Origin of the sequence: Jatrophihabitans sp., assembly GCA_036399055.1 — a bacterium.
Lineage (GTDB): Bacteria > Actinomycetota > Actinomycetes > Mycobacteriales > Jatrophihabitantaceae > Jatrophihabitans_A.
Genome location: DASWNX010000015.1, coordinates 91,906 through 116,042, shown reverse-complemented (window position 1 = coordinate 116,042; position 24,137 = coordinate 91,906). Strand labels below are relative to the sequence as shown.

General features: G+C 70.3%; 23 protein-coding genes. 9 read left to right on the top strand and 14 right to left on the bottom strand.

The features are described from left to right. Window positions 1-7: 7 nt before the first annotated feature. On the bottom strand, window positions 8-1,810 hold the full coding sequence (locus VGB75_05005) for a gamma-glutamyltransferase family protein (GenBank protein HEY0166383.1): 1,803 nt from the start codon (window positions 1,808-1,810) through the stop codon (window positions 8-10). Window positions 1,811-1,931: 121 nt separating this feature from the next. On the opposite strand from VGB75_05005, the gene VGB75_05000 reads away from it, so the two are divergent. The 3 genes from VGB75_05000 to VGB75_04990 all read left to right on the top strand — a co-directional run bounded on the left by VGB75_05000 (window position 1,932) and on the right by VGB75_04990 (window position 5,359). After that, window positions 1,932-3,584 (top strand): FAD-binding dehydrogenase, encoded by a 1,653-nt coding sequence (locus tag VGB75_05000; protein ID HEY0166382.1) that lies wholly within the window; start codon window positions 1,932-1,934, stop codon window positions 3,582-3,584. Window positions 3,585-3,743: 159 nt separating this feature from the next. Then, a complete protein-coding gene (locus VGB75_04995) occupies window positions 3,744-5,051 on the top strand; it encodes an RNase A-like domain-containing protein (protein HEY0166381.1) in 1,308 nt (435 codons plus the stop codon). After that, a complete protein-coding gene (locus VGB75_04990; GenBank protein HEY0166380.1) occupies window positions 5,048-5,359 on the top strand; it encodes a contact-dependent growth inhibition system immunity protein in 312 nt (103 codons plus the stop codon). The genes VGB75_04995 and VGB75_04990 overlap by 4 nt, the downstream gene beginning before the upstream one ends. Window positions 5,360-5,389: 30 nt before the next feature. On the opposite strand, the gene VGB75_04985 is transcribed toward VGB75_04990, so the two are convergent. The 7 genes from VGB75_04985 to VGB75_04955 form a co-directional block, all read right to left on the bottom strand. Then, entirely contained in the window at window positions 5,390-5,755 is a 366-nt protein-coding gene (locus VGB75_04985) for a hypothetical protein (protein ID HEY0166379.1), read from the bottom strand. A 74-nt stretch (window positions 5,756-5,829) separates the two neighbouring features. Next, window positions 5,830-6,498 (bottom strand): RNA methyltransferase, encoded by a 669-nt coding sequence (locus VGB75_04980; protein ID HEY0166378.1) that lies wholly within the window; start codon window positions 6,496-6,498, stop codon window positions 5,830-5,832. Between the two features lie 12 nt (window positions 6,499-6,510). Beyond that, window positions 6,511-7,038: an orotate phosphoribosyltransferase gene (locus VGB75_04975; protein ID HEY0166377.1), complete on the bottom strand. Its 528-nt coding sequence runs from the start codon at window positions 7,036-7,038 to the stop codon at window positions 6,511-6,513. 189 nt (window positions 7,039-7,227) lie between these two features. Then, complete coding sequence (locus tag VGB75_04970) at window positions 7,228-8,013, bottom strand: SDR family oxidoreductase (protein ID HEY0166376.1); 786 nt, start codon at window positions 8,011-8,013, stop codon at window positions 7,228-7,230. Then, a complete protein-coding gene (locus VGB75_04965) occupies window positions 8,010-8,723 on the bottom strand; it encodes a hypothetical protein (GenBank protein ID HEY0166375.1) in 714 nt (237 codons plus the stop codon). The genes VGB75_04970 and VGB75_04965 overlap by 4 nt, the downstream gene beginning before the upstream one ends. 21 nt (window positions 8,724-8,744) lie before the next feature. Next, a complete protein-coding gene (locus tag VGB75_04960; GenBank protein HEY0166374.1) occupies window positions 8,745-9,149 on the bottom strand; it encodes a DUF2752 domain-containing protein in 405 nt (134 codons plus the stop codon). Between the two features lie 14 nt (window positions 9,150-9,163). Then, a complete protein-coding gene (locus VGB75_04955; protein ID HEY0166373.1) occupies window positions 9,164-9,949 on the bottom strand; it encodes an RDD family protein in 786 nt (261 codons plus the stop codon). A gap of 144 nt (window positions 9,950-10,093) precedes the next feature. Here VGB75_04955 and VGB75_04950 point away from each other — a divergent pair, with 144 nt between their 5' ends. Further along, the gene (locus tag VGB75_04950; GenBank protein ID HEY0166372.1) at window positions 10,094-10,765 is read left to right on the top strand and encodes a hypothetical protein; all 672 of its coding nucleotides are present in this window, start codon (window positions 10,094-10,096) and stop codon (window positions 10,763-10,765) included. A gap of 38 nt (window positions 10,766-10,803) precedes the next feature. Here the strand turns inward: VGB75_04950 and clpB are convergent, their stop codons facing one another. Then, window positions 10,804-13,398 (bottom strand): ATP-dependent chaperone ClpB, encoded by a 2,595-nt coding sequence (gene clpB / locus VGB75_04945; GenBank protein HEY0166371.1) that lies wholly within the window; start codon window positions 13,396-13,398, stop codon window positions 10,804-10,806. 240 nt (window positions 13,399-13,638) lie between these two features. Between clpB and VGB75_04940 the strand changes: the two genes are divergently transcribed. The 3 genes from VGB75_04940 to VGB75_04930 all read left to right on the top strand — a co-directional run bounded on the left by VGB75_04940 (window position 13,639) and on the right by VGB75_04930 (window position 15,920). After that, window positions 13,639-14,169: an RNA polymerase sigma factor gene (locus VGB75_04940; GenBank protein HEY0166370.1), complete on the top strand. Its 531-nt coding sequence runs from the start codon at window positions 13,639-13,641 to the stop codon at window positions 14,167-14,169. Next, entirely contained in the window at window positions 14,166-15,092 is a 927-nt protein-coding gene (locus tag VGB75_04935; protein ID HEY0166369.1) for a hypothetical protein, read from the top strand. The genes VGB75_04940 and VGB75_04935 overlap by 4 nt, the downstream gene beginning before the upstream one ends. 87 nt (window positions 15,093-15,179) lie before the next feature. Further along, a complete protein-coding gene (locus VGB75_04930; GenBank protein ID HEY0166368.1) occupies window positions 15,180-15,920 on the top strand; it encodes a peptidylprolyl isomerase in 741 nt (246 codons plus the stop codon). 32 nt (window positions 15,921-15,952) lie between these two features. Here the strand turns inward: VGB75_04930 and VGB75_04925 are convergent, their stop codons facing one another. The 4 genes from VGB75_04925 to dnaK all read right to left on the bottom strand — a co-directional run bounded on the left by VGB75_04925 (window position 15,953) and on the right by dnaK (window position 20,055). Continuing rightward, a complete protein-coding gene (locus VGB75_04925; GenBank protein HEY0166367.1) occupies window positions 15,953-16,393 on the bottom strand; it encodes a helix-turn-helix transcriptional regulator in 441 nt (146 codons plus the stop codon). After that, window positions 16,390-17,379: a DnaJ C-terminal domain-containing protein gene (locus VGB75_04920; GenBank protein HEY0166366.1), complete on the bottom strand. Its 990-nt coding sequence runs from the start codon at window positions 17,377-17,379 to the stop codon at window positions 16,390-16,392. The genes VGB75_04925 and VGB75_04920 overlap by 4 nt, the downstream gene beginning before the upstream one ends. A 130-nt stretch (window positions 17,380-17,509) precedes the next feature. Next, complete coding sequence (gene grpE / locus VGB75_04915; protein ID HEY0166365.1) at window positions 17,510-18,151, bottom strand: nucleotide exchange factor GrpE; 642 nt, start codon at window positions 18,149-18,151, stop codon at window positions 17,510-17,512. Between the two features lie 47 nt (window positions 18,152-18,198). Further along, on the bottom strand, window positions 18,199-20,055 hold the full coding sequence (gene dnaK, locus VGB75_04910) for a molecular chaperone DnaK (protein HEY0166364.1): 1,857 nt from the start codon (window positions 20,053-20,055) through the stop codon (window positions 18,199-18,201). A 226-nt stretch (window positions 20,056-20,281) separates the two neighbouring features. Here dnaK and VGB75_04905 point away from each other — a divergent pair, with 226 nt between their 5' ends. Together VGB75_04905 and VGB75_04900 are read left to right on the top strand one after the other, a co-directional pair. Further along, window positions 20,282-20,812, top strand: a complete 531-nt coding sequence (locus tag VGB75_04905; GenBank protein ID HEY0166363.1) for a GNAT family N-acetyltransferase — start codon at window positions 20,282-20,284, stop codon at window positions 20,810-20,812. Window positions 20,813-20,949: 137 nt separating this feature from the next. After that, window positions 20,950-23,190, top strand: a complete 2,241-nt coding sequence (locus VGB75_04900; GenBank protein HEY0166362.1) for a (Fe-S)-binding protein — start codon at window positions 20,950-20,952, stop codon at window positions 23,188-23,190. Window positions 23,191-23,297: 107 nt separating this feature from the next. Here the strand turns inward: VGB75_04900 and VGB75_04895 are convergent, their stop codons facing one another. After that, window positions 23,298-24,062, bottom strand: coding sequence for a sulfite exporter TauE/SafE family protein (locus VGB75_04895; GenBank protein HEY0166361.1), 765 nt, complete (start codon window positions 24,060-24,062; stop codon window positions 23,298-23,300). Window positions 24,063-24,137 lie beyond the last annotated feature (75 nt).

The window sequence follows — 24,137 nt, the reverse complement described above, 5'->3', positions numbered from 1 at the left end:
GGATCGGTCAGCGGCCGATCGCGTAACCCTGCGCCCCGCGCGGGTTGGCCGCAGCCTTGAGCACCCGGCCTTCCTTGGCCACGGCGCTGAGCCGGCCCAGCGTCCAGGCGCCGGACAGCGTCAGCCGGTGGCCCCGCTCGCGCAGCTCGGCCAGCGCCTCGGCCGGCAACCGGTCCTCGACCACCAGCTCGCCGGGGTGCGCCTCGCGCGGGTAGAACGAGGACGGGAAGTGGTTGGTGTGAAACATCGGCGCGTCGATCACCGCCTGCAGGTTCGCCCCGTCGCCGGCGTTGACCAGAGCGGTGAAGAAGGCCAGCTGCCACTGGTCCTGCTGGTCACCACCGGGCGTGCCGAAGGCCAACCAGGGCTGACCGTCGCGCAGGGCCAACGACGGCGACAGGGTGGTTCTCGGGCGCATCCCTGGGCGCAGCGAGTTGGGCAGGTCCGGCTCCAGGTAGAACATCTGCGCTCGGGTTCCCAGCGGAAAGCCCAGCGCCGCGATCACCGGCGAACTCTGCAGCCAGCCGCCGCTGGGTGTGGCCGAGACCAGGTTGCCCCACCGGTCGACGACGTCGAGGTGGCAGGTGTCGCCCCGGTTCTGACCGAGCGGCCCGGGTGACGGGTCGGCGGCGGTCGGTTCACTGCTGCCCATCGTCGGCTCGCCGATGCCGGGCGACGGGCTGCCGGCCTCAGGCAGCGTGGCCAACCGCGGCGCCCGGCCGTCCGGCGAGCCGGGCCGCAGCTCGAGGTCGGCCCGCTCGCCAACCAGCGCCGCCCTCTCGGCCGCGTACTGCGCCGAGAGCAGGGCGGCCAGCGGGATGTCGCTGGCCATCGGGTCGCCGTACCAGGCCTCCCGGTCGGCGTAGCCGAGTTTGGCCGCCTCGGTGACCAGGTGTATCCAGCGCCCGGACAGCGCGGTCTCGGCCTGCAGTCCCAGGGCGTCCAGCATCCGCAGCTGCTGCCCGACCACTGGCCCCTGACCCCACGGGCCGGTCTTGAGCACCTGGTACCGCTCGGCGTACGGCGTCGCGACCGGCGCCTCGACGGTGGGCTGCCAGCGGGCCAGGTCCTCGGCGGTGAGCAGGCCGGTGTGGTCGCGGCCGGAGGTGTCGCGCCAGGCGGTGCGGCAGAACGCCTCGACCTCCTCGGCCACGAAGCCGCGGTACCAGGCGTCGCGGGCGGCCGCGATCCGCTGCTCGCGGGAACCGCCGACCGCCTCCTGAAGGATCCGGCGGTAGGTGGCGGCGATCACCGGACTGCGCCACCAGCTGCCCGGAGCCGGCGGCGTCGAGCCGTCCAGCCAGGCCGCGGCCGAAGGCGCCCAGTGCTCGGTGAACAGCTTGCTGACCGCGCCGACCGTCCGGCTGATCGCGGGCAACACCGGAAAGCCGTCCTCGGCGTAGTGCAGGGCGAAGGCCAGCACGTCGGCCAGCTCCCAGGTGCCCCAGCGCTCCAGCATGGTCGTCCAGGCGCCGAACGCGCCGGGGACGGTCGCGGCCAGCGGCCCGCTGCCCGGCACCAGCGTCAGCCCCAGGTCGCTGAAGTGCCGCAGCGAGGCGGCGGCCGGTGACGGCCCCTGACCGCAGACGACGTGCGCGCGGCCGTCAGCGGCGCTCCACGCGATCACCGGCAGGTCACCGCCGGGCCCGTTGAGGTGCGGCTCGACGATCTGCAGCACGAAGCCGCCGGCGACGGCGGCGTCGAAGGCGTTGCCACCGCGTTCGAGCACGCTCATGCCGGCGGCCGAGGCCAGCCAGTGGGTGCTGGCGATCATGCCGAAACTGCCCTGCAGCTCGGGCCGGGTGGTCATCACCGGACCAGTCCTATCACGCCCGGGCTTGCCCCGAGCAGTCGCTGAGCGCGCGAGTCCCGCCCGAGCAGCCGCTGGGCGCGCAAGCCCCGCCCGGCTATCCAGCCGATAGCCTGTGCCGATGACCGACGCGGACGTGATTGTCATCGGGGCGGGCCTGGCCGGCCTGGTCGCCACTGCCGAGCTCGCCGACGCCGGCCGGCGGGTGATCCTGCTCGACCAGGAGCCTGAGCAGTCCCTGGGCGGCCAGGCGTTCTGGTCCTTCGGCGGGCTGTTCCTGGTGGACACACCCGAGCAGCGCCGGCTGCGCATCCGCGACTCGCGCGAGCTGGCTCTGCAGGACTGGCTCGGCACGGCCGGCTTCGACCGGCCCGAGGACCACTGGCCACGTCGCTGGGCCGAGGCCTACGTCGACTTCGCTGCCGGGGAGAAGCGGGCCTGGCTGCACTCCCAGGGCATGCGGTTCTTTCCGGTGGTCGGCTGGGCCGAGCGTGGCGGCTACCTCGCCACCGGGCACGGCAACTCGGTGCCGCGCTTTCACGTCACCTGGGGCACCGGGCCGGGCGTGCTGGCGCCGTTTCAGCGGCGGGTGCGCCGGGCCGAGGCCGATGGCCTGGTGACCATCAAGTTCCGGCACCGCGTGGACGGTCTCACCAGCACCGGCGGGACGGTCGACGGCGTCCGGGGCGCGGTGCTCGAGCCCAGCGCGGTGGAGCGCGGCCGGCCCAGCTCACGCGCCGCGGCCGGCGAGTTCGAGCTGCGCGCCCAAGCAGTGATCGTGACCTCCGGCGGCATCGGCGGAGACCACGAGCTGGTGCGCCGCAACTGGCCGGCCCGGCTGGGCCCGGCGCCCGCCCGGATGGTGTCCGGCGTGCCCGCCCACGTGGACGGCCGGATGCTGGGCATCACCGAAGCCGCCGGGGGCAGCGTCATCAACCCCGACCGGATGTGGCACTACACCGAGGGCCTGCAGAACTGGGACCCGATCTGGGCCGACCACGGGATCAGGATCCTGCCCGGGCCCTCCTCGCTCTGGCTCGACGCCCGGGGCCAGCGGCTGCCGGTGCCGCTGTTCCCAGGCTTCGACACCCTGGGGACGCTGACCCACCTGATGAAGACCGGCTATGACTACAGCTGGTTCGTGCTCACCCAGCGGATCATCGACAAGGAGTTCACCCTTTCCGGATCGGAGCAGAACCCGGATCTGACCGGCAAGTCGGTGCGCCAGGTGCTCAGCCGGGGGCGGGGCGGGGCGCCGGCGCCGGTGGCGGCGTTCCAGCGACACGGCGTGGACTTCGTCAGCGCCGTGACGCTGCGCGAGCTGGTCGCGGGCATGAACACCCTGACCGGTGAGGATCTGCTCGACCTTGCCGACGTGCAGCGGCAGGTCGAGGCGCGCGACCGCGAGATCGACAACCGCTTCACCAAGGACCTGCAGATCACCGCTATCCGAGGGGCCCGCAGCTACATCGGCGACCGGCTCATCCGGGTCGCCAAGCCGCACCGGTTGCTCGATCCGGCGGCCGGGCCGCTGATCGCCGTCCGGCTGAACGTGCTCACCCGCAAGACGCTCGGCGGGCTGGAGACCGACCTGGACGGCCGGGTGCTCGCACCGGGCGGTCAGCCGCTGGCCGGGGTCTACGCCGCGGGCGAGGCCAGCGGCTTCGGCGGTGGCGGCATGCACGGCTACCGGTCGCTGGAAGGCAGTTTCCTCGGCGGCTGCATCTTCTCCGGCCGGGTCGCCGGCCGGACTGCCGCTGCCGCGGTGGCCTGAGCCAGCGGCTCAGGCTGCGCGGCTCAGGCTGCGGCGGCTCAGGCTGCGGCGGCTCAGGCTTCGCCTACCGCAATGAGCGCGTGCTGTGGATAACTTCCGCGCCGTTCAGCCGCGATTGCTTAACGTCCCACGCCATGCGAACGATCTCCGGGCACAGCAATGGCGCTTGACCGGTTCGAGTTGCCGGGTGCGGGCCTGCCCGCGGCGCAGCTCTGCTTGGCGCACCGGGTGCCCGCCGGTGATCCGGCGCAGCTTCGGACAGCCGCCCGCCGGGCCGACGCCTTCGCCGCTGAGCTTCGTCATGGCGCCGACGTGCTGCTGTCCAGCGCCGAGTCCAGCTTGTGGCGCGGTCCGGCGCACCGAGCGTTGTCCGAGCAGCTCCGGTCGCACGCGCCCCAGCTGACAGCCACCGCGGACTGCTACAGCGACTTCGCCCAGGCCCTGATCAGCTATGCCGTCGCCCTGGACGAGACCGCCGCCCCGCTCAGGGCCGCCCACCGCCAGTTGCGGCAAGGCTGCGCCGAGCTGGCCAGCCGGCAGCACTACGCCTCATCGCAACCGATGGCCGCGACGCCCGGCGGGCAGCCGGGCACCGGGCACGACCCGGGTGCTGACCTGCTGCCCGTCGCCCGCGCGTTCAAAGCCAGCTATGACCGGTGGGCCGACGCGCTGGACCGCTGCCTAGGGGCCTTGCTGCGTGTTTCGGGCGAGGATCCCGCTCGAGACCGGCACGGGTTCCGGGCGTTAGCCCATCAGCTGGGCCATGTCGCGGCGGTGGCGCTGAGCCCGTTCGAGCAGGCAGTGCGGCACCCGTCCCTGCGCGATGTCTCGGCCTGCCTCGGCGAGCTCAATGTCGGGTTGTCGGTGCTGGGCCTGGGCCTGCTGTTCATCTGCCCGCCGGCCGGGGCGGCCTGCCTGGCCGCCGCCACGGTGCTGGCCGTGGCCCAGCTGGCGGTGGACAGCACCCGTCGAGCCCAGGGCGAATCCGTCAGCAACGCCAGCCTGGGCCTGTCGCTGGCTGCGGCCGTCCCGCTCGGCGGAAACGCCTTTCGCGCCCTGCGGGCAGCTGACGATGTGGTCCACCTGGTGCCGGGCGGCGGGTTGATGGCTCACGAAGTCGCCGGCGGACACACTCTGCGCAAGCACGTCGGCAAGTCCGAGACGTTCCTTCGCACCCGACTCGCCACCGAGCCGCACATCAAAGGCGCGTCTACCTTTTACGACCGACAGGCGGCGGAGAACGCGGTCTCCGGACTGCTGGGGGCGAATCAGGCAGCGATCAATCGCTGGCTTTCAGGAAGGCGTGCATACCTCAAGTTAGAAGGCAGATATAGCGAACCGCTGGGCACACTGGTCCTTCCCAAGTCCGCGGTTGGCGCTGAAGCAAGCGGGATCAGAGTTATTCTGCGGAGAGCGGACACCCTGAACATGGGCTTCTACATACATACTGCGATGGTGACCGAATGAGCAATCTGGAATCGTTGAACCAGCTGTTGGGCTGCTACCTCAACGAAGATTGGTACCTCGAGTACGGCGACCCATGGAAGGCCGTCGAAGCTTTTGTGCGTGAGGAACCCGATGACGCGCCGGCCCTGCGCGCGGACATCGACTTGGCAGTTGCCGAAGCCGGCTCCGACCAAGAGCTGGAAAGGCGCTTAGACAGGCTGGGCCTGGGTTACGCGGCCACTACCGCTGGCTGGGAAACTTACGGTGCATGGTTGCGCGCGGTCGCAGACCGGGTTGACCAGCTCCTGCACACATCACCGGCCGCTTGACCGCCAGTCAGCTATTGATGCCAGGATTGATCAGCCGGGCAACCTGAAGTTCGGGTTGCGGATGAACCCCACGACGTTGCCGGTCGCCGTCAGCACCGAGCCGGTGACGATGCCCTCGCCTACCTCGGTCGCCGCGACGTGCTCCACGGCGCCTACCGCGATCGCGGCGTCCATCGCCTCCTGCACCGACTCCACACCCCAGTAGGTCAGCGCGCCGTCGGCGGGGCTGGCCTCGGGCAGCAGCCCGAGCTCGTAGCCGGCTACCTCGAAGCCGACGTAGAACGGCTGGTTGAAGTACGGCTCATAACCGAGCAGGGTGCTCCACCAGAGCGTGGCGGCTGCCAGGTCGGCGACGGGGTAGATCACGGTGCGCAGGCCTTGCAACTGAAGAGGCATGCCAGAACGATCCCACGATCACCGCTCCGGCGGCACAGGTCCGCCCCAGCCGGCCCCGGTGGCGGCGTGCCGCCTCAGCCGGCGTCGATGGCGGCGTGCTGCCGGATCCAGGCGTGCATCGCGATGCCGGCCGCGACCCCGGCGTTGATCGACCGGGTCGAGCCGAACTGGGCGATCGACAGCGTCATCGTGGCGCTGGCCTGCGCTTGCGCAGTGAGACCCGGACCCTCCTGACCGAACAGGAACAACGCGTTGCGGGGCAGCTCAGCCGTCTCGATCGGAGCAGCGCCCGGGGTGTTGTCGACGGCCACGATCGAGTAGTCGTTCTCGGCCGCCCAGCACGTCAGGTCCTCGATCGTCGGCAGGTGCCGCAGGTGCTGGTAGCGATCGGTCACCATCGCGCCGCGCCGGTTCCAGCGCTTGCGCCCGACGATCAGCACCTCGCGGGCCAGAAAGGCGTTCGCCGTGCGGACGACGGTGCCGATGTTGGCATCGTGCTGCCAGTTCTCGATCGCCACCGCGAACTCGTGCCGGCGGGTGTCGAGGTCGGCGACGATCGCCGGGACGCTCCAGTAGCGGTAACGGTCGCTGACGTTGCGGTGATCGCCCTGCTCGAGCAGCAGCCGGTCATAGTGCGCTCCAACCGGCCAGGGACGCGGATGCGGCCCGACGCCGACTGCCAGGTCGGGGGTGGCGTCCGCGGGCGCGGATTCGGACTCGTGCGCGCCGGTCTCGGCTGGCAACGCCCAGCCTCTCTAAGCCAGGCCCAGGTCGGCCAGTGAGTACGCCGCGCGGCATCGCAGACCAGCCGCCTCGATCGCCGGGCCGGCGCCCCGGTCGACGATCAGCGCCACCCCCACCACATCGGCGCCGGCCTCGCGCAGCGCCTGGACCGCCGTCAGCGGGCTCGAACCGGTGGTGGAGACGTCCTCCACCACCAGCACCCGGCGGCCGGCCACCGACGGCCCTTCGACCCGTTGCTGCATGCCATGGCGCTTCTCGGCCTTGCGCACCACGAAGGCGTCCACAGCGCCCTGGCTGGCGTGCATGATCGCGGCTCCGACCGGGTCAGCGCCCAGGGTCAGCCCGCCTGCCGCCTCGTAGGCCCAGTCCGCGGTGAGCTCGCGCAACACCCGCCCGACCAGCGGCGCGGCCCGGCGGTGCAGGGTGATCCGGCGAAGGTCTATGTAGTAGTCGGCCTGCTGCCCTGATGACAGGGTCACCTGGCCGTGCACCACGGCAAGCTCCTTGATCAGGGCCTGCAACTCGTCGCGATCGCTCATGTCCCCGCCTGGCTCATGAGCTGCCCGCTCTTGGCGCGAGCGCTCATCGCTGAACTCGCTGCGCTCCTCGCTCGTCCCTCGCTGCGATGCTCGCTCATGAGCTGCCCGCTCTTCGCGCGAGCGCTCATCGCTGAACTCGCTGCGCTCCTCGCTCGTCCCTCGCTGCGATGCTCGCTCATGCGGCCTACCCTATCGACGGCTCACCACCCAGCGGACGACGGAGCGGGGCAGCACCCTGACGAGCATCAGCAGGGCCTTGTACCGCTTGCTGGGCACGCTGATCACGACGCCTGCGCGCGCGTCGGCAAGGCCCTCGGCGACCACCCGGTCGGCGTCGAGCCACATCCAGGACGGCGTGCCGCTCATGTCGGCCTTGGCCCGGGCGTGGAACTCGGTGTGGGTGAAGCCGGGGCAGATCGCGGTGATGCGGACGCCGGTGCCCGACAGCAGCAGCGAGATGCCTTCACTGAACGAGGTGACCCACGCCTTGCCCGCGGCATAGGTGGCCGAGGCGCCTCGTGGGACGAAGCCGGCGACCGAGGAGACGTTGATGATCTCACCCCGGCCACGGGCTGTCATCGCGCCGACCGCGGCGTGGGTGAGCGTCAGCACCGAGCCGACATTGAGGTCCAGCAACCGCTGCTCGTCGGCCAGCGGCGCCTCGCCGAAGGAGCGGTAGAGGCCGATGCCGGCGTTGTTGACCAGGGTGTCGACCGGCCGCTCGGTCTCAGCGACCCGTGCCGCCACTGCCGCGCAGCCCTCAGGGGTGCTCAGGTCCGCGGGCAGCACCTCGACCTGCACCGAGAACCGGTCCCGCAGATCGGCGGCCATGCTCTCCAGCCGCTGCGCCGTCCGCGCCACCAGCACCAGGTCGCGGCCCTCGGCGGCGAACTGGCGGGCGAAGGACGCGCCCAGCCCGGCGGTGGCGCCGGTGACCAGGGCATAGCCGTGCAACGGCTGCGCCGAGGCGGTCATTCAGCGGCCTGCTTGCGGGACTTGGCCCGCGGCGCCGGCCGTTTGGAGCCGTTCGGACGCCGGCTGGGAGACCGCTTGGCTCCTGACTTGGTCAGCGACACCGGCTCCGCCGCGGGCGTCCCGGCCTGGTTGCCACCCGGCCGGCTGACGTCGTTACCGGCGGCGGCGGTTGCCGCCGCCCGACCGCCGAACAGCGTCCGGAACGGCGAACCCGTGCCCGAGCCTGCCGTCCGTCGAAAGTAGGCGCTGCTGGCCGGGGAGAACAGGAACACGATCGCCACAATGGCCGCCACGCCAGTGAATCCGGACAGCAGCCGGAAGAGCAGGTTGTCGCCGGTGAAGAACCCGCTCACCCGCAGCACGTCGCCGGCTACCAGGAACGCGACGAAGGCATAGAGCCAGCGTGCCCAGTTACGGCCGTCCCGGATGAACTTGGCGATCAGCAGCACCAGGCCGATGTAGATGAGGGTCAACCACACGTTCGAGCGCAACTCGCCGTCGACCCGCTCGGCCAGCGTGGCCGGCGACCATTCCGGGTGCAACTGCGCGGCGTTGGCCCGAACCTCGTCCTTGGCGCCGTACAACGCGAACGCCGCGGCCAGCGCCAGCAGGCAGCGCAGCAGGATCGCGCCCAGCGCCAGGTCGACGCTTCGCGGCCGGGCCGGCCGGCCAACGCCGGAGTCAGATTCTGGGGCGGTGTTCGCTGTCATCCCGACGAGCCTACCGGCGGCTCAGGACGGCGGCGCCAGCCAGCGGCCCACGCCCAGGTTGCGCACCACGCCGAACGCCAACACCAGGGCGATTCCCGCCCAGAACACCGGACGAGGCAGCGGACGGGCAGCCGGGCGCGGATCGGGTGAGCGCAACCGTCGCCACCAGAGCGGCGCCAGCAGCGGCAGCGCTGCCACGAACAACGCGTTGTAGCGCAAGGCGTTGGCCAGCTCGGCGTGGATCAGCGCGTGGCTGGCTCGGGTGCTGCCGCAGAACGGGCACCACAGGCCGGTCATCGCGTGCAGCGGGCACAGCGGGATCCCCCGGGTGCTCGGATCGACGAACCACAGCGCCGCGCCGGCAGCCAGGGCCGCCCCCGCCATGAGGACGGGAGCAGCCCTGTGCCCGAGACGCGCGGCGATCATCGGACCAGCGGGAGCTAGCCGGCCCGGACGACGAAATCGCCGGCGGCCTTGTCGTGCCAGCCCTGGTATCGCTTGGTCTTGTCGAAGAACGGGGAGAAGTAACCCACCAGGCACAGCATGCCGGTGAGGATCTGCACCAGGTAGCGCAGCAGTCCCCGGCCGATGCCGATCGGGCCACCGGTGGTGGCGTCGACGACCCGGATGTTGAGCAGCCGCATGCCGAGCGTCTGCTGGTTGACGCCGATCAGGTAGCCGAAGTATCCGAAGGCGATGATCAGCTGCAGCAGGGAGCTCACACCGTCGTTGCCGCCGGCCGAGGCGAACACGGCGCCGACGATGAAGTTGATGATCGCCAGGATGACGATGTCGATGACGAAGGCGCCGAATCGGGTGCCCATGCTGGCCACCGCGCCTGTGCCTGCCATCGCGCCAGGCTGGTTGTAACCAGGTGCTGGCGGGTAGTAGCCCTGCGGCTGGCCGTAGGCGGGCGGCTGGCCGTAACCCTGCGGCTGGCCGTAACCGGGCGGCTGATTGCCGGGCGGCTGCGCCCACGGATCGGTCTGCCCCGGCTGCGGCTGGCCGTAACCGGGCTGCTGGCCGTAACCGGGCTGCTGCTGACCGCCGCCGGGCGGCTGCGCCCACGGGTCGGGTTGAGCCGGCTGCTGAGACCCGCCGGGCGGCTGCGCCCACGGGTCAGGTTGTGCCGGCTGCTGAGCGCCGGACGGCTTCGCCCACGGGTCGGGTTGAGCCGGCTGTTCGTCGCCTGATTCCCCGTTCGGGCCGGTGCCCCACTGCGTCATGGCTTTCCCCTTGCTTAGTGTCGGCTACGCCGAACAAGTCCGCTGAGTCATCGACGTGCCCATCGGCTGCTGCCCGCAAAACCTATCGCCAAACCAGCCGGCCGGGCACCCGCAGCGCCAAGAACGGCGACTAGCGTTGACATCATGATGGCGGCTGAAGGTAAGAGAGCGCGCCGTGACGCCCGCGAGCTGGCCACCACCCGGCCGCCTGACCCCTACCGGGGCGCGCTGACCGACCCGTATAGCGCTCAGGCGGGGCGTCCAGGCCAGGCGGCCGGCCCGCCCGCCTCGCCCCAGGCCGGCGGGGCGTCCAGCGAGCCCCGTCCGGTGGCCCAGGCCACGCCCCGTTGGGGTTCTACGCCCGATCACGGCCAGCTGCCGGCCGGCAACCGCACTCCCGTGCCGGCGGTCATGGCCGGCATCATCGCGATCGGCCTCGGCGCGGCGCTGGGACTCTTCGGCCTGCTGCTGCTGGCGATCGTCAGCCTGCAGGACGAGTTCGGGGCGCCGGACCGCTCGTTCTACCAGGGCAGCGACTCCAGTTACCTGCTGCTGGCGCTGCTGAACTTCGTCCTCGGGGCCTGGCTTGCAGTCGGCGGCGTCTCGTTGCTGACCGGTCGGCTGATAGGCCGGCTGGTGATCACCATCGCGGGCTGGACGGTTATCACCCTGTGCGCATTCTGGTGGTTGCAGGCCGCGGTGACCGACCTGGCGCCGGCGGGCTTCGCGCTGCTCAGCCTCAGCATGCTGGCCCTGTGCTACCAGGCAAGCGTCACCCGGTGGCTGGGCGTGCTGCCCGCCGCCCAACCCGAGTGACCGCGCTCGCCTGAAAGCGTCCTTGGCGACCGGCGCCGTTACCCGACAACGATCTCGGCCACCGACGGGGCCGAGACGGTCAGAGCCGACCGGTCCTCGGTGACGTCGATCTGCACCTGATCGCCATCGGTGATCTCGCCGGCGATCAGCGCCTTAGCCAGCCGGTCCCCGATCGCGGTCTGGATCAACCGGCGCAGCGGTCGAGCCCCGTACATCGGGTCGAAACCGTTGATCGACAGCCACTCCCGGGCCGCCTCGGTCACCTGCAGCACCAGCCGGCGGCCGGCCAACCGGTTCTGCAGCAGGCCCAACTGCACGTCGACGATGCCGGCCAGCTCGGCGGTGGTCAGCGGGTCGAACACCACGATGTCGTCGAGGCGGTTCAAGAACTCCGGCTTGAAGTGCGACCGGACGGCGTCCATCACCGCGTCCTTCTTCAGCATGTCGTCCAGCTCCGAGACCAGGATGTGCGATCCCAGGTTCGAGGTCAGCACCAGGATGACGTTGCGGAAGTCCACCGTCCGCCCCTGGCCATCGGTCAGCCGGCCGTCATCGAGCACCTGCAGCAGGACGTCGAAGACGTCTGAATGCGCCTTCTCGACCTCGTCGAACAGCACCACCGAGTACGGCCGGCGGCGCACCGCCTCGGTCAGCTGACCGCCCTCGTCGTAGCCGACGTAGCCGGGCGGGGCGCCGACCAGCCGGGCCACCGAGTGCTTCTCGGAGTACTCGCTCATGTCGATGCGGACCATCGCCCGCTCGTCGTCGAACAGGAACGCGGCCAGCGCCTTGGCCAGCTCGGTCTTTCCGACACCGGTCGGGCCCAGGAAGAGGAACGAGCCGGTCGGCCGGTTCGGGTCGCTGATGCCGGCCCGGGCCCGGCGAACCGCGTCCGAGACGGCCTGCACGGCCTGCTTCTGGCCCTTCACCCGCAGGGCCAGCCCCTCCTCCATCCGCAGCAGCTTGGCGGTCTCACCTTCCATCAGCCGGCCCGCCGGGATGCCGGTCCAGGCGCTGACCACCTCGGCGATGTCGTCGGCGGTGACCTCTTCCTTGACCATCACGTCAGCCGGCTGCTCGACGGCAGCCGCCTCGGCCAGCTCCTTCTCGGTCTGCGGGATCTCGCCGTACATCAGCCGGGACGCGGTCTCGAAGTCGCCTTCGCGCTGGGCCCGCTCGGCCTGGGTGCGCAGCTCGTCCAGCTTCTCCTTCAGCTCGCCGACCCGGTTCAGCCCGGACTTCTCACGCTCCCACCGGGCGTTCAACGCCTCCAGGGACTCGGTCCGATCAGCCAGCTCAGCCCGCAGCACCTCCAGCCGGGCCACCGAGGCGGGGTCTGACTCCTTGGACAGCGCCAGCTCCTCCATCTTCAGCCGGTCGACCGAGCGCTGCAGCTCGTCGATCTCGACCGGCCGGGAGTCGATCTCCATCCGGAGCCGGGACGCGGCCTCGTCGATGAGGTCGATGGCCTTGTCGGGCAGGAACCGCGAGGTGATGTAACGGTCGGACAGGGTCGCCGCGGCCACCAGGGCGCCGTCGGAGATCTGCACCTTGTGGTGCGCCTCGTAGCGGCCGGCCAGCCCGCGCAGGATGCCGATGGTGTCTTCGACGGACGGCTCGCCGACCAGCACCTGCTGGAAGCGGCGCTCCAGGGCAGGGTCCTTCTCGATGTGCTCGCGGAACTCGTCCAGCGTGGTCGCGCCGACCATGTGCAGCTCGCCGCGCGCCAGCATCGGCTTGAGCATGTTGCCGGCGTCCATCGCGCCCTCGCCGGTCGCGCCGGCCCCGACGACGGTGTGCAACTCGTCGATGAAGGTCAGGATCTGGCCGGCCGAGTCCTTGATCTCGGTCAGCACCGCCTTCAACCGCTCCTCGAACTCGCCGCGGTACTTGGCGCCGGCGACCATCGCGCCCAGGTCCAGGGAGACCAGCCGCCTGCCCTGCAGGGACTCGGGGACGTCACCGGCGACGATCCGCTGGGCCAGGCCCTCAACGACAGCGGTCTTGCCGACGCCGGGCTCACCGATCAGCACCGGGTTGTTCTTGGTGCGCCGGGACAGCACCTGGATCACCCGGCGGATCTCGGAGTCACGCCCGATCACCGGGTCGAGCTTTCCCTCGCGGGCGGCGGCGGTCAGGTCCACGCCGTACTTCTCCAGCGCCTGGTAGGTGCCCTCGGGATCCGGACTGGTGACCCGGGTCGAGCCGCGCACCTGGGTCAGCGCCGCGCGCAGCGCGGTGGGATTGGCGCCCAGCCGGGCGAGCGTGGTCGCCACCTCGGAGGGCACCTCGGCCAGGGCGAGCAGCAGGTGCTCGCCGGAGACGTACTCGTCGGTCGCGTCCTTGGCGATCCGCTCGGCGGCGGCCAGGACGTTGTAGAGGTTTCGGGACGGCTGCGGGGCCGACACCGTCGAGCCGGCAGCCGCGGGAAGCGCGCCCACCTGGGCGGCGATCTCCCGGGTGAGCCTTGCCGGGTCGACGCCCACCGCCTGCGTCATCGGACGCGCCAGCCCCTGCTCGTCGCTGAGCAGGGCGGCCGCGAGGTGGGCGGGCTCTACGGCGGGGTTGCCCTTGTCGGCAGCTGTCCGGACGGCCGCGGAGACGGCCTGCTGGCTGCGGGTGGTCAGGTCCATAGCTGTCTCTACCTCTTGTGCTTGCTCGACTGGATGTTCGGGACGGAGGCGCCTGGCGCGTTCTCTGCTCGGTTCAACGGCGAACAAGTTGAGTCTGTTCCGCTCAACTCTAGCGCGAGGGAGCATTCCTGTCCTTGTCGCGGCGCCGCGGAGTTCGTCACAGGCTGAGGCGTCGGGAAGATCGGCAGAACCTGCCCGCGCCTACCCAACCGATCGGCTTCCGTCCGGGTAGATAGGGGTGTGTATGCCATTTCGGACCCGGCGCCGACGAGCCGACCCACGGGCACCGTCCTCGACGCGTCACCGGCCGGCTTCGGCGACTGGGTGAGACCGCACTGGACGGCGATGGCCGCCCTGGCCAGGCGGTTGTCCGACACCGCCGACTGGGAGGACGTGCTCCAGGAGGCGTTGAGCTCGGCCTGGCGCAAGCGGGCCCAGTTCGACCCCGCGCGCGGTACCAGCCGGGCCTGGCTGCTGGCGATCACCGCCGACCAGGCCCGCAAGAGCCACCGCCGGATCCGCGCGCTGCCCTTCACCGGCCAGGACGACCATCCGGCCCCTACGGTCGATCAGGCACTCGAGCTGGACCTGGACCGGGCCGTCGCCGCGTTGCCACCCCGGCAGCGGTTGGCGGTCAACCTGCGCTACTTCATCGGCCTGCCGGTCGCCGAGGTCGCGACCGTGATGGCCTGCAGCGAGGGCACCGTCAAGTCGACCCTGTCCGACGCGCGTAGCCGGATCCGCAGCCTGCTCGGAGAGGACTACCGATGACCCTCGACTTCGACGACCAGCGGCTGGACGACCTGCTCACCCGGCGGGGGCAGCACTGGCAGCAGGACTTCACCGCCCCGCCGCTGGAGGGCATGCTTGCCGTCGCCACCTCCGACCCCGGCCACCGCCTGCGGCGCTGGGTGTGGCCGGCCGTCGCGGCGGCGCTGCTGCTGGTCATCCCGCTGATCACCCTGCTGCGCGCCCACCACCGGGAACACTCCGCACCTGCGCGCCCCGACGTCCAGCTGGTCAGGCCGCTCGGCAAGGCCGCGTGGAACGGCGCGGTCCTGCAGGACGACGGCAGGACCGTGGTGGTGACCCACCGCTTCCCGGAGGGGTCGGTGCGGTGCGACCAGGGTTATCCGGTGCTGCGGGCCGAGATCACCTCGCAGACCGCCGACCGGGTGGTCATCAGCGCCACCGCTTACGAATCCGACCAGCGGCCTGCGCCGGACTCACTGATCTGCACCGAGCCAGGCGGGCGGGGGGAGCTCGGGGATTACCCGGTTGCCGTCGTGCTCGACGAGCCGCTCGGCAAGCGGCAGCTCGTCGATGCCGCCGACGGGCGGCGGCATCCGGTGCTGGCGGCCAGCACCGTGCCGCGGGCGACGTACCTGCCGGCCGGTTTCACCGACCGGGGTGTGCACTGGAGCGAGGCGACCGGGGTCGAGTCCTACCGCCGTACCTACGCCAACAGCAAGGGCAAGTTCAGCATCAGCCGCGGGCCGTACGACGCGTCCCTCTTCGATCGGGCACCGGGCCCGGAAACCGTCCTCGGCCATCCGGCCCTCTACCAGTACACCGGCATCTTCTGGCGGGACGGCGCGTACCTGTGGTCCATCATGCAGGAGTCCTACAACGGCACCGGCATCACCCAGCTGGACAAGGCGATGCTGCTGAAGATCGGCAACAGCATCCGCTGAACGCCCGCCTGTAGACCTCGCCGCTGTTCAGGCTAGCCCCGAGCTGCGACAATCCGGGCATCCCATCGGAGATGGAGGAATCCCGTCATGCCGCAGTCACGCCGAACCGCAAGCCTCATCGCCGCCGCCGCCCTGCTTCTCACCCTCGCACCCGCGACCGCCGAGGCAGTTGCCAGCGGCACGCCGAGCGCCCCGACCCAGGGTCCGTGCCAGTACACGCCCACCCCGGATGACCCCGCGGTCCGGCCGGTCTCGCTGCCGCCGGACCCTGCGGACACCCGCGACCACGGCAAGGTGCTGGTCACCCTCGTCACCAACCGCGGACCGATCCCGATGCTGCTGGACCGGGCCGCGGCACCGTGCACGGTGCAGAGCTTCTTGCACCTGCTCACGTCCGGGTTCTACGACGACACCAGCTGCCATCGGTTGACGACGTACCCGACGCTGTCGGTGCTGCAGTGCGGCGATCCGAGCGGCATCGGAGAGGGCGGACCGGGCTACCGGTATGCCGACGAGCTGCCGACCGATCTGCCGGTCTGGCCGGGCGACCCGGCTGACAGCCAGCGAAAGGTCTACGCCCGCGGCACGCTGGCGATGGCCAACGCCGGCCCGGACACCAACGGCAGCCAGTTCTTCCTGGTCTATGAGGACTCGAGGCTGCGGCCGAACTACACCATCTTCGGGCGCATCCTGCCGGTCGGGCTGCGGACGCTGGACCGGATCGCGGCAGGTGGCGTCGATCCGACCGATCCGGGTGCGCCGCTGGACGGGGCGCCGGCGCTGAACACCCATATTCTTATTGGGTATACGCACCAGCCGGCCCGCTGAGCGAGGCAGTCAGCTTCGCGTGAGCGAGGCGGTCAGCTCCGCGGTCGCCAGACCACCAGCTCACCGGACGATTTGGTGTAGGGCCGGTTCAGCGGGACCGAGACGATGTCGCCGGCCGGCCCGGCGGCGAACAACCGACGGGCGCTCAGCTTGGACTGCAGACGGCTGGAGCGGCGGCGGTCCTCCTCGACCTCGGCCACCCTGGTGCGCAGCGCGTGCACCTCGTTCTCCAGCTCCAGGATGCGCTTGATGCCGGCCAGGTTCACGCCCTCCTCCTGCGAGAGCCGCTGCACTTCACGCAACTGCTCGATGTCACGGGGGGAGTACCGGCGGCCACGGCCTGGGGTCCGGTGCGGTGACACCAGGCCGAGCCGGTCGTACTGGCGCAGCGTCTGCGGGTGCATCCCGGCAAGCTCGGCCGCCACCGAGATCACGAAGACCGCGGCCGACTCGGCGAACCGTGGCGCGCTCATGCCGACCTCGCCGCCTCCAGCAACCCGGCTCGAGGGTCATCGCCCGCGGTGGCCGCGGCATAAGCCTCGACGGCCTCGCGGGCGGCGCCGTCCAGCTTCTGCGGAACCGCCACCGAGACGTTGACCAGCAGGTCGCCTGCCGAGCCGTCCTTGCGCGCGACGCCCTTGCCCTTGACCCGCAGCACCCGGCCGGACGGGGTGCCGGGCGCCAGCTTGAGGGTGACCGTCGAGCCGTCGAAGGTCGGCACCGCGATCTGGGCGCCGAGGGCGGCCTCGGCGAAGGTGACCGGAACCGTCACGGTGAGGTCATCACCTGATCGACCGAACAGCGGGTGCGGCTGCACCGACACGATCAGGATCAGGTCACCGTTGCCGGCCGGGCCGGGATTGCCCTTACCGCGCAGCCGGATCTTCTGACCGTCCTTCACACCGGCCGGCACCCGGGCGGTGATCGTCGAGCCGTCACCGCGCCGCAGGCTCACGGTGTCACCCTCGACCGCCTGCCGGAAGGTCAGCGTCGTGGTGGCCTCGACGTCGGTTCCGACCCGAGGCGGCGCCTGCCCGAAGTTACCGGGGCCGCCGCCGCCGGTGAACATCCCCGACAGCAGGTCCTCGACGCTGATGTTCCCGCCCTGGTTGCTGAAGCCGCCCGGCGCCTGGCGCCCGGACTGGCGGCTGAAGAAGCCGGAGAACACGTCGTCGGAGAAACCGCCCGAAGGCCCGCTGCCAGCGGTGAAACGGGCTCGGCCGTGACTCATCGCCCGTACCGCGTCGTACTCCTTGCGCTGGTCGGGGTCCGACAGCACCGAGTAGGCCTCGCTGATCTCCTTGAACCGCTTCTCGGCCTGGGCGTCACCGGGGTTCTTGTCCGGGTGCAGATCCTTGGCCAGCTTGCGGTAGGCCTTCTTGACGTCGGCCGCCGTCGCGTCAGAGGCGACGCCGAGGGATTTGTAGAAGTCCCTGTCGAACCAATCCTGGTTTGCCATGACGTCATGCCTCCTTCACTGCTCTTGCCCTGTCGCTTCGATGGCGCTGCTGTCGCTTCGGTGACGCTGCCGAACCCCGCTAGATGGTATTGGCGCTACCCCGCGCTGGGCGGATCGGCGCTACCCCGCGCTAAGCGGGGTCGGCGACCGAGACCCTCGCCGGGCGCACCACCCGGTCGCCGATCCGGTACCCCGGCTGCAGCACGCCCACCACGGTGGTGACCTCGGTGCCCTCGGCGAGTTCCTCCTCGACGTGCATCAGCGCATCGTGCACCGCCGGGTCGAAAGCGGCGCCCGGCTCGCCGAAGCGCTCGACGCCGTACTTGGCCAGCGTCGTCTCCAGCTTCTCGGCGATGCTGGCCAGCGGGCCGGCCTCCAGGTCGCCGTGCTGGCGAGCCAGGTGGATGTCGTCGAGCACCGGAAGCAGCGACTCGATCACCGAGGCCACCGCCAGCTCCCGGCTCACCGCCCGGTCGCGGTCCACCCGCTTGCGGTAGTTGGCGTACTCGGCCTGCAGGCGTTGCAGGTCTGCCAGCCGCTCGGCGGCCAGCAGCTCGTGGGGATCGGGCGACTGCGCGGCGGCCGGGTCGCCGGCGCTGCCGGTCTCGGCCGCCGCTGCCTCGCCGGCAGGCGGGGTGGCCGCCCCGCCTGCCGGCGGCACCGGTGAGCCGTCCGGGCTGATCTTTCGCTTGTCGGCGAAGGTGAAGCCCGGCGCTGGCTTGTCAGGGCCAGCACCGGCCTCATCCTGAGGCGCCGGACTTGGGGTCGTCATGTCGGACTCCTGCTCTGCGGCAACCGGATCTTCTTGGTTCATCACCGTTACCGCTGCTCGTCGATGACCTCGGCGTCGACCACGTCATCGGCGCCGTCGGCAGCCGGGCCGCTGCTGCTGCCGTCAGGACCGGCGCCGTCAGCCGAGGGAGCCGACTGCTCGGCCGCGTAGACAGCGGTCGCCGCCTTGCCGCTGACCTCGTTGAGAGCGGTGGTCTTGGCCTGTATCGTCTCGTTGCTGGCGTTGGCGTCGGCCAGGGTCGTCTTCAGCTCAGCCAGCGCCGCTTCGAGCTCGGTCTTGGACTCGGCAGGCATCTTCTCGCCGGAGTCGGCGATGAACCGCTCGGTCTGGTAGACCAGCTGCTCGCCGGAGTTACGGATCTCGGTCGCCTCGCGACGCGCCTTGTCCTCGGCGGCGTGGGCCTCGGCGTCCTTCATCATCCGGTCGATCTCGTCCTTGGACAGGCCCGAGCCGCCGGTGATGGTCATGCCCTGCTGGTTGCCCGAGGCCAGGTCCTTGGCCGAGACGTGCACGATGCCGTTGGCGTCGATATCGAAGGTGACCTCGACCTGGGGGACGCCGCGCGGCGCGGCCGGAATGCCGGTCAGCTCAAAGACGCCGAGCTTCTTGTTGTAGGCCGCGATCTCGCGCTCGCCCTGGTAGACCTGGATCTGCACGCTGGACTGGTTGTCGTCAGCGGTGGTGAAGATCTCCGAGCGCTTGGTCGGGATGGTGGTGTTGCGCTCGATCAGCTTGGTCATGATGCCGCCCTTGACCTCGATGCCCAGCGACAGCGGGGTGACATCGAGCAGCAGGACGTCCTTGACCTCGCCCTTGAGCACGCCGGCCTGCAGCGCGGCGCCGACCGCGACGACCTCGTCGGGGTTGACGCCCTTGTTGGGCTCCTTGCCACCGGTCAGCTCCTTGACCAGGTCGACCACGGCGGGCATCCGGGTCGAGCCGCCGACCAGGACCACGTGGTCGATCTTGTCCAGGGGGATGCCGGCGTCGCGCAGCACGTTCTGGAACGGCACCTTGGTGCGCTCGAGCAGGTCGGAGGTGATCCGCTGGAACTCCGCGCGCGAGAGCTGCTCGTCCAAGAACAGCGGGTTCTTCTCCGTGTCTACGGTGATGTAGGGCAGGTTGATCGAGGTCTGCTGGCTGGAGGACAGCTCGATCTTGGCCTTCTCGGCCGCCTCGCGCAGGCGCTGCAGGGCCATCTTGTCCTTGGTCAGGTCGATGCCGTGCGCGGCCTTGAACTTGTCGACCAGCCAGTTCATGATCTTCTGGTCCCAGTCGTCACCGCCGAGGTGGTTGTCACCGTTGGTCGCCTTGACCTCGATGACGCCGTCACCGATCTCGAGCAGCGAGACGTCGAAGGTGCCGCCGCCGAGGTCGAAGACCAGGATGGTCTGCTCCTTCTCGCCCTTGTCCAGGCCGTAGGCCAGCGCGGCCGCGGTCGGCTCGTTGACGATCCGCAGCACGTTCAGGCCGGCGATGGTGCCGGCCTCCTTGGTGGCCTGGCGCTCGGCGTCGTTGAAGTACGCCGGAACGGTGATCACCGCGTCGGTGATGGTCTCGCCCAGGTAGGCCTCGGCGTCACGCTTGAGCTTCTGCAGGACGCGGGCGCTGATCTCCTGGGCGGTGTACTTCTTGGCGTCGATGTCGACCGACCAGTCGGTGCCCATGTGGCGCTTGACCGACCGGATCGTCCTGTCGACGTTGGTGACGGCCTGGCGCTTGGCGACCTCGCCCACCAGCACCTCGCCGTTCTTGGCGAAGGCGACGACGGACGGGGTGGTCCGGGAGCCTTCCGCGTTCGCGATGACCTCCGGCTCGCCACCGGTCAGGACGGCGACGACGGAGTTGGTGGTGCCGAGATCGATTCCGACCGCGCGTGCCATGGTGAACTCCTCAGTGAGTGCTCTGTGTTGTCTGTGGTTTACCGCTTGCTGGTGGTGCGCCGGCCTCGTGCGGGTGGCCTGCCAGCCGATACCGGGCAGCTCCGATGGTGCTACCTGGATCGGCCTTCTGTCAAAAGAACTGAGTCGGGTACGCTCAAGTTCCCTCTCGGATCGTGGCCTCCGTCACAATTAACGGTTCGGCCGCCTGTTGTTGCAGACTTCGGGGGTGGCTCGGAACTGGCGTGTGGAGCGTGTCGAGGACGCAGGCTGGCGTGCCCTGCGCGATCTCCGGCTCACCGCCCTGCAAGCCGACCCGTCGGCCTTCGGCTCGAGCCTGGACCGCGAACTGGCCTTTTCAGAGGACCGGTGGCGCGAGTGGCCCCAGGCCAGCGCGTGCTTTCTGGCCTGGGAGTCCGACGGCGGCGCCGAGCAGGCCATCGGGCTGGCCGCCGGAGCGGACCGCGAGGACGGCGCCGAGGCCGAGTTGGTCGCGCTGTGGGTCGATCCGGAGCACCGTGAGCTGGCGGTCGGCAAAGCGCTCGTCTCAGCCGTCCTCGATTGGGCCCGAGCCAGTCATCGCCGGCGGCTGAGCGCGTGGGTCACCCCGGGAAACGCGGCCGCGATCGGGCTCTACGAGCGATTGGGCTTTGTCGCCACCGCGGCGGTGAGACCCCTGCCCAGCGACCCCCAGCTGAGCGAGCTGGAATACCAGCTGCCTCTGGATGAGAGCGGCGCGCCGGTTCCAACCGCCCGGTGAGGCAGCGGCAGGCGGATGCGACGGGCCGATGTGACCTAGTCGGTGACCGGCGGCCTTGGTTACCCGTTGGTAACCCTGAGTATTCTTGCCTCGTCACGCCTTGACGACGCAAGAGTCGACCGACGCTGGAGGCCGCAGTGGCACTGCGCATCATCCTGACCGTGCTCATGACCGCGGCGACCGCGGTGATCGCGGGCTGGCGGGTCCTGTGGCTGGTGAAGCTCATCCGTTCCGGCACAGCCGCTCCCGGACGAGGCAAGAACGCCATCGGCCGCGCCGCCAACGACGCCGAGGAGGTGCTGGGCCAGACCCGGCTGCTCAAGTGGTCCGTCCCCGGCCTGGCGCACTTCTTCACGTTCTGGGGCTTCCTGATCCTGAACCTGACCATCCTCGAGGCCTACGGCGCGCTGCTGATCGACCGCGACTTCCACATCCCGCTGATCGGCAAGTGGCAGGTCCTGGGCTTTCTCGAGGACTTCTTCGCCGTCGCCGTGCTGGCCGGACTGGCCACCTTCGCGGTGCTGCGCCTTCGCAACGCCCCCAAGCACAAGCAGCGCGACTCCCGCTTCTACGGCTCGCACACCGGCCCGGCCTGGGTGATCCTGGGCATGATCACGCTGGTCATCCTGACGCTGTTCCTGCTGCGCGGCGCCCAGATGAACGCCGGCGAGTTCCCGTTCGGGGAGTCCAAGTGGACCTTCGCCTCCTACCTGACCGCCAAGGCCCTGGGCGAGGGCGAGTACAACGCCGGCCTGGCGACCATCTTCCTGCTGGCGCAGGTGGCGGTCGTCCTGGTCTTCCTGATCATCGTCACCTACTCCAAGCACCTGCACATCGCCACCGCCCCGATCAACGTGTACTTCAAGCGGCAGCCCTTGGCGCTCGGGGCGCTGCCGCCGGTCACCGACGCCCAGGGCAAGACCATCGACTTCCTCGACGCCGAGAACCTGTCCGAGGACACCGTGTTCGGCAAGGGCAAGGTCGAGGACTTCAGCTGGAAGGCCTACCTGGACTTCGCGACCTGCACCGAGTGCGGCCGCTGCCAGTCGCAGTGCCCGGCCTGGAACACCGGCAAGCCGTTGTCGCCCAAGCTGGTGATCATGGACCTGCGCGACCACCTGTTCGCCAAGGCCCCGTACCTGATCGGCGGCAAGGCGGTCCCCGACGACGCGGTGCCGAACTTCTCCACCCCCGCCGCTGAGGGCGGCTCGCACGGCACCCATGTGCCCGAGGCAGGCTATCCCCGGGTGCAGGGGTCGGGCATCGAGCAGGCCACCCGGCCGCTGGTCGGCGACCTGGCCTCGCACGGCGTGATCGATCCGGACGTGCTGTGGTCCTGCACCACCTGCGGGGCGTGCGTCGAGCAGTGCCCGGTCGACATCGAGCACATCGACCACATCGTCGACATGCGCCGCTACCAGGTGCTGATCGAGTCCTCGTTCCCGTCCGAGGCCGGCACGATGCTGCGCAACCTGGAGAACAAGGGCAACCCGTGGGGACTGCCCGCCAAGAACCGCGAGGAGTGGACCGAAGGCCTGGGCTTCGACGTCCGCCGGGTCTCCCCGGGCCAGCCGCTGCCCGACGAGGTCGAGTACCTGTTCTGGGTCGGCTGCGCCGGCGCGCTGGAGGACCGTTCCAAGAAGGTCACCAAGGCCTTCGCCGAGCTGCTCAACGTGGCCGGGGTCGAGTTCGCCATCCTCGGCTCGGACGAGACCTGCACCGGCGACTCGGCCCGCCGGCTCGGCAACGAGTTCGTGTTCCAGATGCTGGGCGCGGAGAACGTCGAGAAGCTGAACTCGATCAAGCCTGAGGGCCGGCCGCTGAAGATCGTGGCCACCTGCCCGCACTGCTTCAACACCATCGCCAACGAGTACCCGCAGATCGGCGGCGAGTACGAGGTGGTGCACCACACCCAACTGCTGGCCAAGCTGGTCGAGGACGGCCGGCTCACCCCCGTCGAGCCGGTCGACAAGAAGGTCACCTACCACGACCCGTGCTACCTGGGCCGGCACAACAAGGTCTACACCCCGCCGCGCGAGGTCCTCGGCGCCATCCCGCAGCTGCGTTCGGAGGAGATGCACCGGTGCAAGGACCGCGGCTTCTGCTGCGGCGCCGGCGGCGCGCGGTTCTGGATGGAGGAGAAGATCGGCAAGCGGATCAACGTCGAGCGCACCGACGAGGCGCTGGGCCTTGACCCCGACCTGATCTCGACCGCCTGCCCGTTCTGCATGGTGATGCTCTCTGACGCGGTGACCAGCAAGAAGGCCGACGGCACGGCCTCTGACCACGTCCAGGTGCTCGACGTCGCCCAGATCCTGCAGCAGTCGATGGGACGGCCGGCTCTGGCCGGCCAGCCGGAGGCCGTGCCGGCCGACTGAGGCCTGAGGCCTGCGGCCATAGTGCGGCCCGAATCCGCGGTATCGCTGCTCGCAGCCGCGGTTTCGGGCCGCACTATGGCTTGGCAGGGGTCTCCGCGCGAAAGGGCTCAGGGGAAGAAGAGGAACTTGGTCAGGGCGGCCAACCCGACCACCACGATCACCGCGCGCAGCACGGTCGGCGACAGCCGCCGCCCGACCGCTGCCCCGAGCTGCCCGCCGATCGTGGAGCCGACCGCGATCAGGGCCACGTACACCCAGTTCGGGTCGGCCAGCAGCACGAACAGCAATCCCGCGACCGCGTTCACCACGCCGGACAGGACGTTCTTCAGCCCATTGACCCGCTGCAGGTCGCGGTCGAGCAGGGCGCCCATCGTCGCGACCAGCAGCACCCCCTGAGCGGCGCCGAAATATCCCCCGTACACCCCGGTCAGCAGCACCAGCACCCACAACAGGACCGGATGCCGGCCATGTGATCCCTCGTGCGCCTGTCCCACGAAGCGCCGGGACAAGCGGGGTTGGGCGATCACCAGCGCCACCGCCAGCACGATCAGGATCGGCACCACCGCCCGGAACACGCTGGCAGGCAGCACCAGCAGCAGCAGCGCTCCGGCGATCCCGCCGATCAGCGACGCCGAGCCCAGCCGCAGCAGCCGATCCCGCTGGCCGGTCAGCTCGCGGCGGTAACCGTAGGCGCCGCTGAAGGTCCCGGGCACCAGTCCGATGGTGTTGCTGACGTTGGCGGTCACTGGCGGCACGCCGAGAGAGAGCAGCACCGGAAAGGTGATCAGCGTGCCTGAACCCACCACGGTGTTCATCGTTCCGGCGGCCACGCCGGCGAGCGCTACGACCGCGGCGGCGCCGATCCCTGTCACCCGGCTACCGTAGTCGTCCGGCTGGGCCTCGCTCGGCCCGGACGCGGCGAGCACTCGGCCGACTTGGTTGAATCA